This window comes from Candidatus Babeliales bacterium (assembly GCA_016929235.1).
Classification (GTDB): Bacteria; Babelota; Babeliae; order Babelales; family JABCYS01; genus JAFGJD01.
The window spans coordinates 288,148-302,485 of the sequence record JAFGJD010000004.1; the positions used below are offsets into that span (position 1 = coordinate 288,148).

Here is a 14,338-nt window from a genome sequence, read left to right on the forward strand (position 1 = left end):
TTCAACTAGGAAAAAAGTGCTTGTATCGAGGAGAATAGCGTGAAATATAGCGGGAGTTTTGTTTGTGGTGTGTTGTTTGCAACCTCATTCGGCATGATGTACGGAATTACGTTTATGGAGAGGGCTCATCCTGATAATACTATTGAACTCCCAGCAGAAATAGTTGCAGCGTCACCCTATTTAAGTCAGCAACCAGATGCAAGGATAGAGGTTTCCACCGACCTATTTACTCTTTTCAGGGATTATACAGAAAATAGGACAGAAAGCGCTCAAGCGTATTTAAGTGCCAATTTTCAGAGATTTAAAGAGAACGCTGAGGTCCTTTTGAATGAAGCCATTCAATTGGGATATGAGCCTATTACGAGAATAATTGCGTTGGGTGATGCTTATAAAGATCGAGTATTCAGGAGAGTTGAAGGTTGGACCAGAACATATGCTCCAGATGCAGTTCAGTCTGAAGTAGTATCAATTCCATGGGCCACACGGGCGGAATTTTTTGATGCATATCAGGAATATGCTACAACGCATATGAGATTATCTCCAAAGGATCTTAAAACACTTATCAAGGTCAATGTGGTTGCCATTGATCCGCTAGGGCAGACTGGTACTCCCGTAGAGATGACGTACGAGCAGGTTGAATATTCAGCTCTCTGGGTAAGGGGTATTGCGGCCGATAGAAGAATTTACGTTTCCAGTCCCGAGGGTCAGCTTGATGGTACAACTGCATCAATTGGGAATGTTGTTGATTTCTTGAGAAAGGTTCCCAATTTTAGGTCTCAAGGAAAAATAAGTGGTAGTTGGACGCAAGTGAGAGGATTCAGTTTCATTTTGTCGCAACTGTATATCCCTACAGATGTGCAGCGCCTGCTCATAGAGAGCCCTGGATTTATTGAATCAATTTCAGATGTTGGTACTATTTCGCGCTTTTTTCGCAACCTAAACCTAGTGACTCCGCTTGATCAACGACCAGTAGCTTCGACATTCCTCGATGATATGAAACAGCGCCAGTTAGATGTTGCTCATAACCAAGCGTATCTACGCTTGATTGACAGATATATGCGATTGGCAGAGCAGGTTGAAGGAGGTTTGAATGGCGAGGATCGATGGGTGATAGAGCTTCTAAAGTCATTTGAGCCGGATGTAAGAGAGGCACTAATTACGAACTATGAAGGAACATTTAGCAAGAAATTATATCTTGAACAGCCAAATGTTCGTCTCATTAGTTCGAATAATGAATACATTCTCATGGATGACCAAGTTGCTAGCAAATCTAGATATCTCAGAGAGAGAATGCGTACAGCCGAGCAGTCTTCGGGGCAAGAAGGCCGGCAAGAGTATCTTTTCAGAGAAGCGGATTTTACTACAAGTGATCTTCAGCTTGCCACAGGGCTTATGACGGCACAGGCATGTGCACGAGAAGGCACATCATATAGTGATTTGAGAAAATTTGTTATGACTGAGCAGGGTGAGGGCATGTCTGATTGGTTGCTTCGTACAGGATACAATGTCTTTGTGGACTATGTTATGCCCCTTGCTGGAGCCTATGCAACGTACAGAACGGCGACAACGAATGCTAATCCGCTTGCTGCTGCTGGAGTGGGAACTGCGACGGCTAGCTATACTGGATTGCGACGTTTTTGGAAAAAGTATTTTGCTGACCCAGTAGCTCCAAAGAATGCAGAGGCTGCTTTAAAAAGTCATGATGCTTGGGGTTATGAGCTTGCATTTGTGCGTCAGGCATTGATTCCAGAATATGTTGATCGATTTGCTCAGCGACAAAGAGGTGGTAAGACCTTAGCAGAATTGAATGAGATTGGGCTTTCTAGGTTGCAGCGCTATTTTAATGAGGTTGGATTTAGCGAGGGCATCTTGGTTGATATAGGTCGTTATTACTTTTTCAATAATTTTGATGCAGTGCGCCAATACTTTATAGCGAAAAGGGCTGAAGAAGGAGGTACTGAAATTGCTGACAAGGGAATCAAGCCTCTTGAGTTTGGAATAAACTATTCTATGTCTGTTGGAGAGCGGTTGGATTGGGTATGGATGCGCCCCCTTGCCGCGCACCAGGGGGGTAGGGTTCTTGATTTAAGTTGGCAAATGATTGGTAGTCTGCGTGGCATAGAAGGAGTTGAGGGAATCACAAATGTTGTAAAATTGACTCTGGAAGAAAACGCACTGGTTAGTCTTGAAGGCTTAGGAGAATTACAAGGTATTTCAGAGATTCTTTGTTCGCGTAATTCTCTAGCATCTGTTAATCCAGAGGATCTTCCTGCTAGTTTGACACGACTTGATTTAATGGGTAACCGCCTTACTTATATTGATATTGAGGGCATCTTGGCGCGATGCCCTCAATTGAAATCTATTGATCTGAACGGCAATAATCTTCCTTCTTTTGAGGTGGAGCGTATTGTAAAGGTGTGGGAAGCTGTGCGCAAGGCGAGTCCTGAGCGTGGTATGATTGAGCTGAAGGCGAATGCTTTAGATGGCGCTCAAAATAGGGGGCGTTTTGAAAGTATTTTATTTGCTCTGAGGAATCTTATGACACGTATTACCGAAGGTGCTAAGACGCTGTGGAAGCGAACTAAGACACAAGATGTGGTTAGTAGAACTGCAATAGCTACAGAGCAGGAAGCTTTGGCTAACCCAAGTGAAGCTGATGCTCTCCTAGCACAGGGACAAGCAGTCTACGATGCAATGACGGCTGGTGATATTGATGGCATTGAGCGCGAGATTGATACTCTGGCAGGGGCTGCGAAACTTACCGAGGAAGAACGTAGAGATCTTGCTGAACAACTCGACGCAGCAACGCTTGACACAGCGGCTATTGCAGAGCTCCCAATAATTGAACCGGTTCCAGAGGGAGATGGTGGTAGCGAAGCTGCTACCTCTGAAGCCAGTTTTGAATCGGCATATCAGGTTCCTGCAATGGAAGGTATTTGGAATGATTACGATGTTAGCATGCGAGAGCTTAATAGGACTCAAGAAATAGAACGTGTAGCGTTACGTGAGGCTAAAGAGCAGGAGCTGCGTGATGTTACAGAAGAAGCTCGTCAACAGGAAATTGAACAGCGGTATGAAGGACAAATGCGCGAAGTGAATGAACGACAAGCTCGTGAGCGAGCTGAGTTATCACAGGAACGAGAACGACGTCTTGAAGAACAGCGACGGCAGGAGCGGGAGCGTGTCGAGGCTTCACGTGAACCGAGGGCATCGGCCGGTGTTTAATTTGAAGCTTTAAGCCTTTTTTCGTATGCTGGTGCGGTATGTCGTTTTTCCCTTACTGCACTAGTCAAAAGGTAGCTTCACCATGAAACTGTCAATCGCGTGGATCTTTGACCACATCAATGCTCGATGGCACGATATTCCCCTTGATCAGTTGGTTGACCGATTTAACAAAACAACTGCTGAGATCGAAGATGTTGAGCATTGCACGATTGATCTGGTGCCCTTTACCTGCGGCCGTGTGATCGCGATTACTGATACTAGTGTAATACTGCAGAGCGATGAATGGTCTAAAGAGATCACTCTGCCTGGTCGTTCTGATGCATCTGTTGGGTCATATTTTCTTGTGTGTAAGGATCGGTATGCAACCGTTCGTGATTTTGGATGTGGTAAAGATGGACTACTTCCAGCACTAACTATGACTGATGAAGATGCTGGTGGGGTATGGAAAAGCTCTATAGAGACAGAAGATTATATTATAGAAGTTGATAATAAATCGATTACTAACCGTCCAGATATGTGGAGTCATAGAGGATTTGCTCGCGAGATTGCAGCACTCTTTGATCTTCCACTTAAACCACTTTCAGAATTTACAGCACGACACGAAGTGCGGAAATATGATGCATGTGCGGCAGCCACAGATGCGTGTCCTATTTCTATTGAAGTGAAGGCGCCAGATGCGTGTCCATACTTTTCTGGTTTGTACGTAAAGACTATCTCATCACAACCATCCGCGTTGTGGATGGCACATCGCCTTGCGCGAACTGACAATCGTCCGATTAATGGGATTGTTGATGTTACTAACTATGTCATGCTCGACCTGGGACAACCAATGCACGCATTTGATGTGAACAAGATTGGTTCAACAAAGATCGTGCCTCGCATGGCACGGCCTGGTGAAAAACTTGAGCTTCTTGACGATACACAGCTTGAACTTACTGATCAGGATCTTGTGATCTCGAACGGTGATACCGCACTTGCTCTTGCAGGGGTCATGGGTGGCAAACGATCTGGTATCGATACATCAACGACATCTGTATTTTTAGAGGCAGCGTGTTTTGATGCGGGTGTGATCCGTCGTTCGGCAGTACGATGCAAAACGCGTACCGAAGCATCGGCACGTTTTGAAAAAAGTCTTGATCCAGCACAAACCGTTCCTGCGATACAGAGGTTCATTAAACTGTATGAAGAGATTGGTGGAACACTGAACCTAACTACTTCGATCAAGGCAGTGGGACGCCTGCCTCAGCCAACGATCATTACGATCGAGCATGCAACCATAGAGACACTACTTGGCTGTTCGGTTCCATCACAGACGGTTGTGAAAATTCTTGAAAAACTGGCATTCAAAGTTGAGCAGTCACGCAATCCTGGAAGCGTTCTATATACCATCACGGTACCAACGTTCCGTGCGACAAAAGATGTTACGATTAAGGAAGACATTGTTGAAGAAGTAGGTCGCTTTTACGGGTACACCAACATTGAGCCCGTACTTCCATCCATGCAGATGCAACCATCTGATATGTCACGCTTGTACCAGATACGTGGCATCAAGAAACATATGGCATATGCCAACCGCATGCATGAGTTGCAAAGCTACGCGTTGTACGACGAAGAATTTTTGAAAGAACTTTGTTGGGAGCCGGCCGTCTATATTTCGTTGATCAATCCAGTTGCTGATACTAACAAGCGGTTAGCAACATCATTGATCCCCAATGTCTTAAAGGCGGTACAACAGAATGCGCTCAAGGAAGATGAGCTTAGATTCTTCGAACTTAATCCCATCTGGCCACACGGTACACAGGAGCCGATTGTAGAGAATCTTTCGCTTGCTTCTGTTGTATACAAGCGCAGAGGAGAAGTTGATTTTTACGAAGAGAAGGCTGCACTGCAATCGCTCTTTTCCTTACTTGGCATGCATGTCACTTGGAAGAAAGTTGAGTCACCAGCTCCATGGTACAGCAGCACACAAACGGCACAGCTTCTACATGGTAGGCATGTTGTTGGGTATGCAGGGATGATGGATGAGTCATTCTTGAACCGCGTATGCGAAGGTAAAGGATTTATTGCGGAGATTGATGGTGATTATATAGCCTCATATAGACATGAACCTGTGCGTATGCATCCGCTATCTAAGTACCAAGATGTGACACTTGATATTAGTATGTTGGTGCCGCTTCAGGTGACGGTTGATAAGCTGCAGGCCGTGATTCATGGTGTTGATGGTCGTATTGTACGCGTGCAGTTGATAGACTTTTTTGAAAAGAAAGAGTGGAAGGATAAACGATCGCTTACGTTCAGATATGTTGTGCAAGATCATCACGCAACATTGGATAAGGGTGCTATTGATACGATTGTATCCTCTGTGGAACACGCGGTTGCCAAACAGGGAGTTGAAGTTCGATGAAGCGAGCTCGAGAGTTACAGAACTATGCATGGATCGGTGGTGCGATTTTGCTTTTAGATCGTATCACTAAGTGGATTGTTTTGCATTATTTAGAAAATGAATATATATGCACATCATTTTTATCATTTGATCTTGTCGTTAATCGTGGTATCTCGTGGGGGATGTTCCATTCGACCAATCAAGCAATGTTCATGTTGGTGACGACATTGGTGATGGGAGTGATTGTTTTTTTGATCTCACATGCATATACGCGCTGGAGTGATAGTTTTGCGATTTATGGTGAAATAATGGTTTTGGCGGGAGCGCTATCCAACCTATTTGATAGATTTATGTATCGTGGCGTTATTGATTTTATTGAAGTAACGACCGGCAAGTATGTTTGGCCATCATTCAATGTTGCCGACATCGCGATATTTTTTGGTGTTATGCTCATGCTTATAAGTGTGTATTCTGATCGTGAAACAAAAAAATAATATTCTTCTTTATCTGGCTACGCTTGGTCCTATAGGATACCTGCCTTCTCCGGGAACTTTGGCCACAGTTGTTACATTACCCCTCATCTGGTTATCTGCTCCATTATCGTTTTTTATGTATAGTTTGATTGGCGTATGTTTGATTATTCTCTCATTACTCTTAAGTCGCTATGCATGCCGCCTATTCTTAAGTAACGATCCGCAACAGGTTATTATTGATGAAGTGATGGGGACATGGATTACCTTTTGGGCGCTGCCAAAAACGTGGTTTGTGTTGATTATGGGATGTGTACTGTTTCGATTTTTTGATATTATAAAACCCCTTGGTATTAAGCGGTTAGAGCGATTCTCTGGAGGATGGGGGGTTGTTTTGGATGATGCTGCTGCAGGGATGGTAAGTATGCTCGTTCTCCACCTTTTGCTCTGGATTGCAGGATCATACGTATCGTGATACCCTTTCGCCATTGTGTTGAATAACGTTTTTCTTACACTCTATAAGGATGCTTTATGAAATATCTTCCTACAGCACGTTTGACGTTTCTCATGAGTACATTGTTACTTCTTTCTGCATGTAACTGGTGGGGAAGTAAGGATGCAGCAACGGGAGTTAGCTCCTCTGTTGCAAATGAAACTATCCTTCTTTCGTTGGATGGTAAGCCTGTTATTACGGTAAAAGAGTTTGAAACCTTTTATAATCAAACACTTGAACAACAGCCGCAACTTGCACAATTTGCTGCATTTATGCCTGACCTCAAAGAAAATCTTTACAATACATTTGCAAGTTACAAGTTATTAGAATACTGGATTCGTGATAACAAGATTAATCAAAAGCCAGAGTACGTATCTGATCGTGATATGTTAATTGAAAATATTGAGCGAAGTCTTGCGTTAAAATATTTCCAGCTTCAGTTTCCTGTAGATGTTCGTGATGCAGATGTAAAAAAATATTACGAAGATAACAAAGAGACGATCTATCTTATGGCACCTTCTGGCATAGCCGCATTGGGTGCATCATTTGGTTCAGAAAAAGACGCACAAGCCTTTTTTTCAAAAGCAAAAAAAGCTGACGATTTTATTGCACTTGCAAAAGATGACGATGTAACCGTCCGCAACTTTGGTCGTGTCAACGAACAAAGTAATAACTTGGACGAAGGGCTCAAGCAGAATATTTTGGGCGTGAGTTCATTCCCATCAGTACAATTATTTGTCGTTGGTGATACTCATTGGGTTGTCCAAGTAAAATCAAAAGATGAAGCGAAATATTATTCATTTGAACAAGCTGAAGATGATGCTCGTACTCGTATTATGGCAGAACGTTCTAATGATATGCTTATGAAGGAAATTGAAAACCTTAAATCAAAATACAATGTTATTGAAAACAAAACGTATTTTGAAACACAGGCTCAAGAACAGCAACCAATGCCTGATATGAGTTCTATCTTGTCAGACGAAATAGATCCTAGTTTATTGAGTCATGATGATAAATCATTTTCTGATGAGCTTCCTGTACAAAAAGCGTAAGGTCAAGGAATGAACAACCGAATACTTCTTCTGCTTAGTATTGGGTTTTTGGCGCATGCTGAACAAAAGATCCTTATCGATCGGATCGAGGCGGTTGTTCATGGGACTGAGGCAACTGAGCTTGTAACGAAGGCGGATATTGAACGTCCAAGTTTAAGTGGAGCTCCTCGTTCTAAGGACGAGGTTTTACTCGAACGGCTTATGTTTCAGGATGCACTTAAATATCGTGTCATGGTCGATGAAAAATCGATTGACGAGTACATCGAAAAAATAAAAAAACAAAATAACGCAACACAAGATGACATCAAACAAATGTTTCATGATGCCGGGTATACCTACGAGGAAGGGCGTAGGCATCTTGGCATCATGCAAGCAAGTGCTCAAATCTCGGATTACAAAGTGCGCTCAAAAATCTTGGTAACTGAGCAGCAAGTCAAAGAGTATTATGACGAACATCCAAAGTATTATCCTGCTGTATATCGCTTTGAGCGGGCAATGATTCCTGCAAAAGAGGGTGATGAAAAAGAGATACAAAAGAAGCTCGACAAATATGCAAAAACGCACAAAGGCATTGTCCTCGTATGGCGTACGCTGCCAGATGTTGCCGAGTCGGAGCTTGATGAAAATTTACATTTTTTGAAAAAACTCAAACAGGACGAGTTATCAAAGCCTCGTGCATTAAAAGATGGTGGGTTTGATGTGTTTCGCTTGCGTTGGAAAAAGGAATCAGAGATTATACCGTTCGATGAACGGTATCGAGAAATCTCAGAAATTCTACGTAAACCTCAATATGAAGAATTACTCTCGGCTTATAAAAAAGAGCTATGGGACAACGCTTCGATCATATATCTCTAGTTCTATGTCCAGTTGCGAACCTGTTTGGTCCGTAGATCCACATCGTCATTGCCCTCATGTTCTTCTGTGTATATCATCATTATGAGAAGGGTGAATGAGTACATAAGGGTATTGTTATGGTCTTAAGCCGTTGTATATTAACAACTTTACTCATCGGCGTGGTTACGCTGTTATTTGTGTCAAGTGCCAATACTGTCTCCAGCGTAGAAGCTCGTAGTCCTGAAGAGAGTATAGAGCATGCATCTCCGATGGATACAAAAGAAGAAAAAGTCCGTCCTGAGACTTATGAGATGCAGGCTTTGCTTATAGTGACAGGTTTTACGTTGGCTTTCCTTGGGCTTGTTTAAGGCAAGAAAGAGCTCTCAGGGTATTAATAAAAGAAGGCCTTACATTGTTGGAGTACGACTCTGGCGATACTAATGTTGAGCAATGTATGAATTTGCCCCGTGCAAAGCGGAATGAGCTTATTGAATGCTTTCGCCTGATGCTGCGGGCACAGGAACAGCAAGCAGCTGAGCTAGCCTTGCTAGAAAAGTTGCAACAGCTGTGGTTGACTGCATTCAATGCCCTAGAATAAGATGATACAGCCAAGCTTGGGCAGAGGGGTTGTTTAAAATTGCGCTAGGCGTAAAGCCTTGCAAATACTTCTTTGTTTTTTAGATAATGTGTGTAAAAGGAGAAGTATATGAAGAAGAGCGTGGTAGTGGTGGGAGTGCTAGGATGTCTCCTTATGGTTCCGATAGTATTTTGGTCCATGGAACAAGGTGGACCCGCTCGTGCGGGGAAGGGCAAAGAAAGAGAAGAGATTGAGGAAGTGATCCAAGCAGAGGCATCGCTGTGGGAATGGTTGGTTGGAGCATTGTGGGAAGCGGGAAGCGCCTTATTCCCTGTGGTAAGGGGAAGGTCAACTGCAGCAGATGATGAGTTGAGGGAATGGGCATTAGCAAATCCAAATGATCCAAGGTCAATAGAATATTTTATATATACGGGTGCACAGCCAGGTCCAGCTGAAGTTGCTCACGCGAGAGAAGAAGTGGAAGAAAGCAAGGAAGAGATGATAGAGCAGCTGGCGGCCGGAGAGGCGGGTCCTTCAGGAGAGGCAGAACCTGAGATAGTTCGCTTATTAAGAGCTGCACAGGAACGTCTTCCAGTACCCGAAAGACCGACACGGGGAGATGTCCCCAGTTTACAGGATCAAATAATTAATCGCATAGTTGATTTGATATCCGTTGATCAAGAGATATGGCGTCAGATACGAGATAAAGAACCATATTTGCCAGTGGCATTTAAACAATTAATTGAAAAAAAATATCTTGAACGTTATGAGCATAGCTTACCTGAGTATGATTATGCCATACATGATTTAAATGATTTAATTGAAGAGGGAAGTGGTAATGAGCCGCGACTAGTTATCAACCATCCGTGGCTTGTGAGCTTAGTGGGCCTTACCCAGATTAAAGGAATTAGCAAGGTTCGCGAGTTGGTAATACAAGGTGCAACTATTTATGAGATTCCTTCTGAAATAGGTGATTTGGTACAATTACGAGAGCTCAATTTACGAGGTACAAGAATAACACAGTTGCCCGCAGAGATTGGTCGCTTAGCCAATTTGCAAACTCTTAATTTAGAAGACACAAGAATAACACAGTTGCCCGTAGAGATTGGTCGCTTAGCCAATCTGCAAACTCTTGATTTAGGAAACACAAGAATAACACAGTTGCCCGCAGAGATTGGTCGCTTAGCCAATCTGCAAACTCTTGATTTAGGAGACACAAGAATAACACAGTTGCCCGCAGAGATTGGTCGCTTAACCCAATTAAGCTATCTTAATTTGATGAATACCCCACTGGCTCGAAATCAAAAAGAGATACATAAAATTAGAAAATTGCTGCCTGAGGGGTGTTGGTTTTTGTTCTGAAATTGTTCGTGTTATGCTAAAAATGTAGCGAATTTTTTGCTTTTTGAAGAACACCAGTTGTTCTCTACTGGTAGAGTTTATGTATTCTTGAATAGTAGCAAAAAGCTCTTGCGTGTTTATGGATGCATTTAAGGTAGGGTTTGTTGTTCGTGTTTTTTAACTTGGTGTTTGGGTATAATGGTTTACAAGATAATTTGCTGAGTTGCATGTTTTTTGAATTCCGTAAAGATCTGCCTAGTGCATTGTCCTGTGGTAAAGCCAGGTGCGAACAGATTTGGTGTGTAGATCTATACTTTTTGACACACCCCTTATTCTCGTGTTTTACTGCGTATATCATGATTATGACAAGGATGATTCAGTCCAGAAGGGGGTTTTCGTTGTGAATTTTAATCACTGTATGCGCGGGATAATCGGGGTGGGCTTATTGGTCATTGGAATTGAATCGACAGTTTATACTGTTGAGTCCAGCCCTTCTGTTCCGGAGGTCTCTCCATTGTCGTCTGAGGTGGAAAGGGAGAATTTGATGGGTCCAAATGAAGCAAAGAGCTATGGATCGCACGTTGCTTTAGGTATGGTGTTGATCATCCTAACCGCCTGCGGTCTGGCTTGGAAAACGGAGACAGATGCTATTAAGCGTCTTAGCCCTAATAATGTGGATGACATTGTACGCAGATACCGGATCGCTCGTCGTCGTGAATTAAATATAGGGAATGAAGCACTCCCAGCGACTACGGGGTTTTTGAATCATCATGCATAGACGATTCCAGTTCAAGGGCTTGTTTGAGAAGATCCTGCTTGCGCTTTTTGAGTGTTTCCTGAGACTCTAGATATGTTTCCAATAATTCTTGTGTGTTCATCGAGACGTTCATAGCCGAAGTTCGCCTCTCGCGTTTTTCAGCCTGTTGGATAGGGATAATACCCGTTATGTAATGGGCTTGAGAGCAGGCCTTTTGAATCTCATACAGATCAATAGTGTCTCGTTGGCCGGGTGGCAGGGTATAGATGATCTTAACGATGGTATCTCTCAGATCATGGTCTGCCAACGATTCAAGGAGCTGTTCTGTCTGATCTCGATTTGCCGATAGGGTGCATTCAACTTGTACAAACCGCCTTGTGGGGGTTGGTATGAACTTGTAGGATGTCTTTCCTTTGGCCTCAATCGTGACAAGGCAGAATCCCTTTTCTTCCTTGCGCTCTCCGAAATCTATCCGCTCTACTGATCCAGAATAAACCAATGGGGGATGGCCGTTTTTATTTAAATTTTGGTGGCGGTGTAGGTGACCTAAGGCAACGTAATCAAAGGGTGATATGGCAAGATGCGATGGTAAAAAGGTTGGGTCGGTGCCAAGGAGGGCGCGCTTTTCCGAGCCTGAAAATATCCCTTCACTTACGGTCAGATGCCCAGCCATGACTGCCGGAATAGATGGATCTAGTTGTTGCGCAAGATTTTGAATAATGGCTATGACTGAGCGGGTAATATATGAAGTGATCTCTTCAGCTGATTTTGAGAGGTGCTCTTTCGAGATACTGATAGTATTACGAGTTGGCCATGGAATACCAACGATGTTTACGGGACCGTTCTTTGTTTTGAGTTGAATGATACGAGGCTTGGAAACAACATACATAGTCGGAAGTGGCACATCACCAAATACGTCGAGTGCGCTTGCCTTACCAAAGCTGAGAGGATTATCGTGGTTTCCAATGATACTGATTGTTGGAATATTGGCCTCGTGGAGTCGTAAAAAACATTTCATGAGCAATTGTTGCTGTGTTGGGCTTGGATGCGCTGTTTTATAGGCATCACCTGCAAATAGGAAAAAATCAACTTCTTGTTCTATCGCAACATCAATACATGCATTGAGTGCCTTGTTGAAATCAAGCAAACGCGTATGGATTCCAGTTTCGGGATCTATCTTGCCATAATTCTCCACTCCAAAATGGATATCAGCAGTATGTACAAAGCGAATCATGAAGCTCCTGAAGTCAATGATTGACGGTGCTTTTGTGAAGATATTTTTTCTTCTGATGAATTCTTTGAGATAATGCGTTGAGTTACTTTTTGGAATGATTCTACGTGCATATGTTCTTCGACGATAGAGTATTTTGAAATATGAGTGTGCGAACCAATATGACCATGCGATTGAATTTTCGAGTCATCGATAATGCAATGTGGTTCCGTGGTTACATAATCTCCGAGTATACTATTGGTAATGACTGCATGCGCACCAAGTGAACAATGAGCTCCGATGGAAGTGGTTCCTGTGATGTAAGCACCAGCGCCAATGATGGTTCCAGGTTCGATAGTTACAGAGAGATCAATGTGTGTTGTCAGTGGCATCATGAATCGTACACCATTTTGCATCCAGTGCTGAATCAGCTCAGAGCGTTTAATGTGTTCCACTTCCCATAATTCCTTAAACGTATTTATACCGCGAATGAAATCGTAGGGCACAACGGTTGTTGTAACGTTTTGACCGGCATCACTGGCGAGTTTAGCAAGGTCTGTCAGATAGAATTCTTGTTTGCTATTATTTTGATCAATCTCTTGAATATATGTTTCAAGGAACGCACGATTAAATAGATAGATACCTGCATTAATGTACGGGGCTTCATTAATGCTTCCTGTGTAATCACGTGCTTCTACAATGCTGATGTGTGAATTGTTTTGTACAACGCGACCATAACCTGATGGCTCGGTATGGTGTGATGTCACAAAGCTCATAACCGCATCGTTGATTATGTGTTTGTTGTAGAGTGTTTCAATGATGTCACTTGTAATGAGTGGCATATCTCCATTCATAATTAAGATGAGATCTTTATTCCATAGCCGTTGCGTGCATGCAACGGCGTGTCCGGTTCCCAACTGTTCAGTTTGCTCTACGATAGATATAGGAATCTTGAGATTGTTATTGAGAGTGTGAATCAACACATCTTTTTGGAAACCAACAACAGCGGTCGTTGGTATGTTCAGGGCTTCGAGGAGGCGAGTGCCGTAAAGAATCATTTCTTGGCCGCATATCTTGTGGAGGAGTTTGCTTGTTCCTGTTTTAAATCGTGTCGATTTCCCTGCCGCCAGAACGATTGCTTGAACATTATTCATCAGATGTCTCCATTGTAGGACATAATACGTGTCAAAAATCGCCACAGTCTAGCATAGGATATTAGTGAAGGGTAGTTCTAAACATGGTATTTAAAAGCTGAAAAGACAGGGTATACTAGGGATATGCCTTTCAGATTTTGGAGAGATGGCTGAGTGGTCGAAAGCGGCCGCCTCGAAAGCGGTTATTCCGGATAAAACCGGGATCGGGGGTTCGAATCCCCCTCTCTCCTCCAGTGCTTTTGAAAAAATTACCCATCTTACTACACTGAGTGCCGGTATATTTCCCCACGGTTCGCCAAAGGAGGCCTTTCTATGAATACCCCACGAGTTTTTGGACTGAGTGTAGCAGTCTGGTTTGTCGGCTACGTATTTCGCATATTGACCTGTGGCTGGCTTTTTACTTGGGTTTATATGATTCCGCCACATATCTGGGTTGATCCTCAAGCTATGATGCAGCTACCATCTTTGGTAGGAATGAATCTTATTTCGTGGCTTCACGCATTGATGTTTGTTGTAGTATATGCCTTTGTCAATAAATATATGCCATTTAAAGGCGTTACTGGCGGGTTACTGTATGGATTAGGAGTAACACTTGTCAGTTCATTTGGTATGTTGACCATGCCCTTTTATATGACCATTGCACCGACGGTTGTTATCTATTGGGTTCTCCAGGGATTAATTCTTAATATGGTAAATGGTGCGATTATGGGTAAGTGGTATCGCTTATAAGTTTGTATGGCTTATGCACGGTAATGCGCTGAAATGTTTGATTGTTTTGGCGCATTTTTTTGTATGCGACCTGTAGTACACTCTTCTTGACTATCCATTGTATTTGCATAATC

The 14,338-nt window shown here is 43.0% G+C and carries 13 protein-coding genes and 1 tRNA gene; 12 read left to right on the top strand and 2 right to left on the bottom strand.

The window, feature by feature from the left end; genetic code table 11:
* Nucleotides 1-39 precede the first annotated feature (39 nt).
* The 10 genes from JW872_01890 to JW872_01935 all read left to right on the top strand — a co-directional run bounded on the left by JW872_01890 (nt 40) and on the right by JW872_01935 (nt 11,153).
* A complete protein-coding gene (locus JW872_01890; protein MBN1549392.1) occupies nt 40-3,225 on the top strand; it encodes a leucine-rich repeat domain-containing protein in 3,186 nt (1,061 codons plus the stop codon).
* Nucleotides 3,226-3,307: 82 nt separating this feature from the next.
* Nucleotides 3,308-5,629: a phenylalanine--tRNA ligase subunit beta gene (gene pheT / locus JW872_01895; GenBank protein ID MBN1549393.1), complete on the top strand. Its 2,322-nt coding sequence runs from the start codon at nt 3,308-3,310 to the stop codon at nt 5,627-5,629.
* Complete coding sequence (gene lspA / locus JW872_01900) at nt 5,626-6,102, top strand: signal peptidase II (protein ID MBN1549394.1); 477 nt, start codon at nt 5,626-5,628, stop codon at nt 6,100-6,102. The genes pheT and lspA overlap by 4 nt, the downstream gene beginning before the upstream one ends.
* Complete coding sequence (locus tag JW872_01905) at nt 6,086-6,553, top strand: phosphatidylglycerophosphatase A (protein ID MBN1549395.1); 468 nt, start codon at nt 6,086-6,088, stop codon at nt 6,551-6,553. The genes lspA and JW872_01905 overlap by 17 nt, the downstream gene beginning before the upstream one ends.
* Nucleotides 6,554-6,609: 56 nt before the next feature.
* Nucleotides 6,610-7,623 carry a peptidyl-prolyl cis-trans isomerase gene (locus JW872_01910; GenBank protein MBN1549396.1) on the top strand — a complete coding sequence of 338 codons (1,014 nt, stop codon included), beginning with the start codon at nt 6,610-6,612 and terminating at the stop codon, nt 7,621-7,623.
* Nucleotides 7,624-7,632: 9 nt separating this feature from the next.
* A complete protein-coding gene (locus JW872_01915) occupies nt 7,633-8,478 on the top strand; it encodes a peptidyl-prolyl cis-trans isomerase (protein ID MBN1549397.1) in 846 nt (281 codons plus the stop codon).
* Between the two features lie 116 nt (nt 8,479-8,594).
* Entirely contained in the window at nt 8,595-8,825 is a 231-nt protein-coding gene (locus tag JW872_01920) for a hypothetical protein (GenBank protein MBN1549398.1), read from the top strand.
* 86 nt (nt 8,826-8,911) lie between these two features.
* Nucleotides 8,912-9,055 carry a hypothetical protein gene (locus JW872_01925; protein MBN1549399.1) on the top strand — a complete coding sequence of 48 codons (144 nt, stop codon included), beginning with the start codon at nt 8,912-8,914 and terminating at the stop codon, nt 9,053-9,055.
* Between the two features lie 108 nt (nt 9,056-9,163).
* Entirely contained in the window at nt 9,164-10,396 is a 1,233-nt protein-coding gene (locus JW872_01930; GenBank protein ID MBN1549400.1) for a leucine-rich repeat domain-containing protein, read from the top strand.
* A 523-nt stretch (nt 10,397-10,919) separates the two neighbouring features.
* Complete coding sequence (locus JW872_01935) at nt 10,920-11,153, top strand: hypothetical protein (protein ID MBN1549401.1); 234 nt, start codon at nt 10,920-10,922, stop codon at nt 11,151-11,153.
* Here JW872_01935 and JW872_01940 read toward each other — a convergent pair.
* Both JW872_01940 and JW872_01945 read right to left on the bottom strand, forming a co-directional pair.
* On the bottom strand, nt 11,125-12,366 hold the full coding sequence (locus JW872_01940; protein MBN1549402.1) for an exonuclease SbcCD subunit D: 1,242 nt from the start codon (nt 12,364-12,366) through the stop codon (nt 11,125-11,127). The two genes, JW872_01935 and JW872_01940, sit on opposite strands and share 29 nt — an antisense overlap.
* Nucleotides 12,363-13,496: an NTP transferase domain-containing protein gene (locus JW872_01945; protein ID MBN1549403.1), complete on the bottom strand. Its 1,134-nt coding sequence runs from the start codon at nt 13,494-13,496 to the stop codon at nt 12,363-12,365. The genes JW872_01940 and JW872_01945 overlap by 4 nt, the downstream gene beginning before the upstream one ends.
* 139 nt (nt 13,497-13,635) lie before the next feature.
* Between JW872_01945 and JW872_01950 the strand changes: the two genes are divergently transcribed.
* Nucleotides 13,636-13,729: transfer RNA gene (locus tag JW872_01950), tRNA-Ser, on the top strand.
* A gap of 79 nt (nt 13,730-13,808) precedes the next feature.
* The gene (locus JW872_01955) at nt 13,809-14,225 is read left to right on the top strand and encodes a hypothetical protein (GenBank protein ID MBN1549404.1); all 417 of its coding nucleotides are present in this window, start codon (nt 13,809-13,811) and stop codon (nt 14,223-14,225) included.
* Nucleotides 14,226-14,338 lie beyond the last annotated feature (113 nt).

Excerpts from the sequence above, each read along its gene's own strand:
- pheT (MBN1549393.1), top strand. The coding sequence starts at position 3,308 with ATGAAACTGTCAATCGCGTGGATCTTTGACCACATCAATGCTCGATGG.
- lspA (MBN1549394.1), top strand. The coding sequence starts at position 5,626 with ATGAAGCGAGCTCGAGAGTTACAGAACTATGCATGGATCGGTGGTGCG.
- JW872_01910 (MBN1549396.1), top strand. The coding sequence starts at position 6,610 with ATGAAATATCTTCCTACAGCACGTTTGACGTTTCTCATGAGTACATTG.
- JW872_01915 (MBN1549397.1), top strand. The coding sequence starts at position 7,633 with ATGAACAACCGAATACTTCTTCTGCTTAGTATTGGGTTTTTGGCGCAT.
- JW872_01920 (MBN1549398.1), top strand. The coding sequence starts at position 8,595 with ATGGTCTTAAGCCGTTGTATATTAACAACTTTACTCATCGGCGTGGTT.
- JW872_01925 (MBN1549399.1), top strand. The coding sequence starts at position 8,912 with ATGAATTTGCCCCGTGCAAAGCGGAATGAGCTTATTGAATGCTTTCGC.
- JW872_01930 (MBN1549400.1), top strand. The coding sequence starts at position 9,164 with ATGAAGAAGAGCGTGGTAGTGGTGGGAGTGCTAGGATGTCTCCTTATG.
- JW872_01935 (MBN1549401.1), top strand. The coding sequence starts at position 10,920 with ATGGGTCCAAATGAAGCAAAGAGCTATGGATCGCACGTTGCTTTAGGT.
- JW872_01940 (MBN1549402.1), bottom strand. The coding sequence starts at position 12,366 with ATGATTCGCTTTGTACATACTGCTGATATCCATTTTGGAGTGGAGAAT.
- JW872_01945 (MBN1549403.1), bottom strand. The coding sequence starts at position 13,496 with ATGAATAATGTTCAAGCAATCGTTCTGGCGGCAGGGAAATCGACACGA.
- JW872_01955 (MBN1549404.1), top strand. The coding sequence starts at position 13,809 with ATGAATACCCCACGAGTTTTTGGACTGAGTGTAGCAGTCTGGTTTGTC.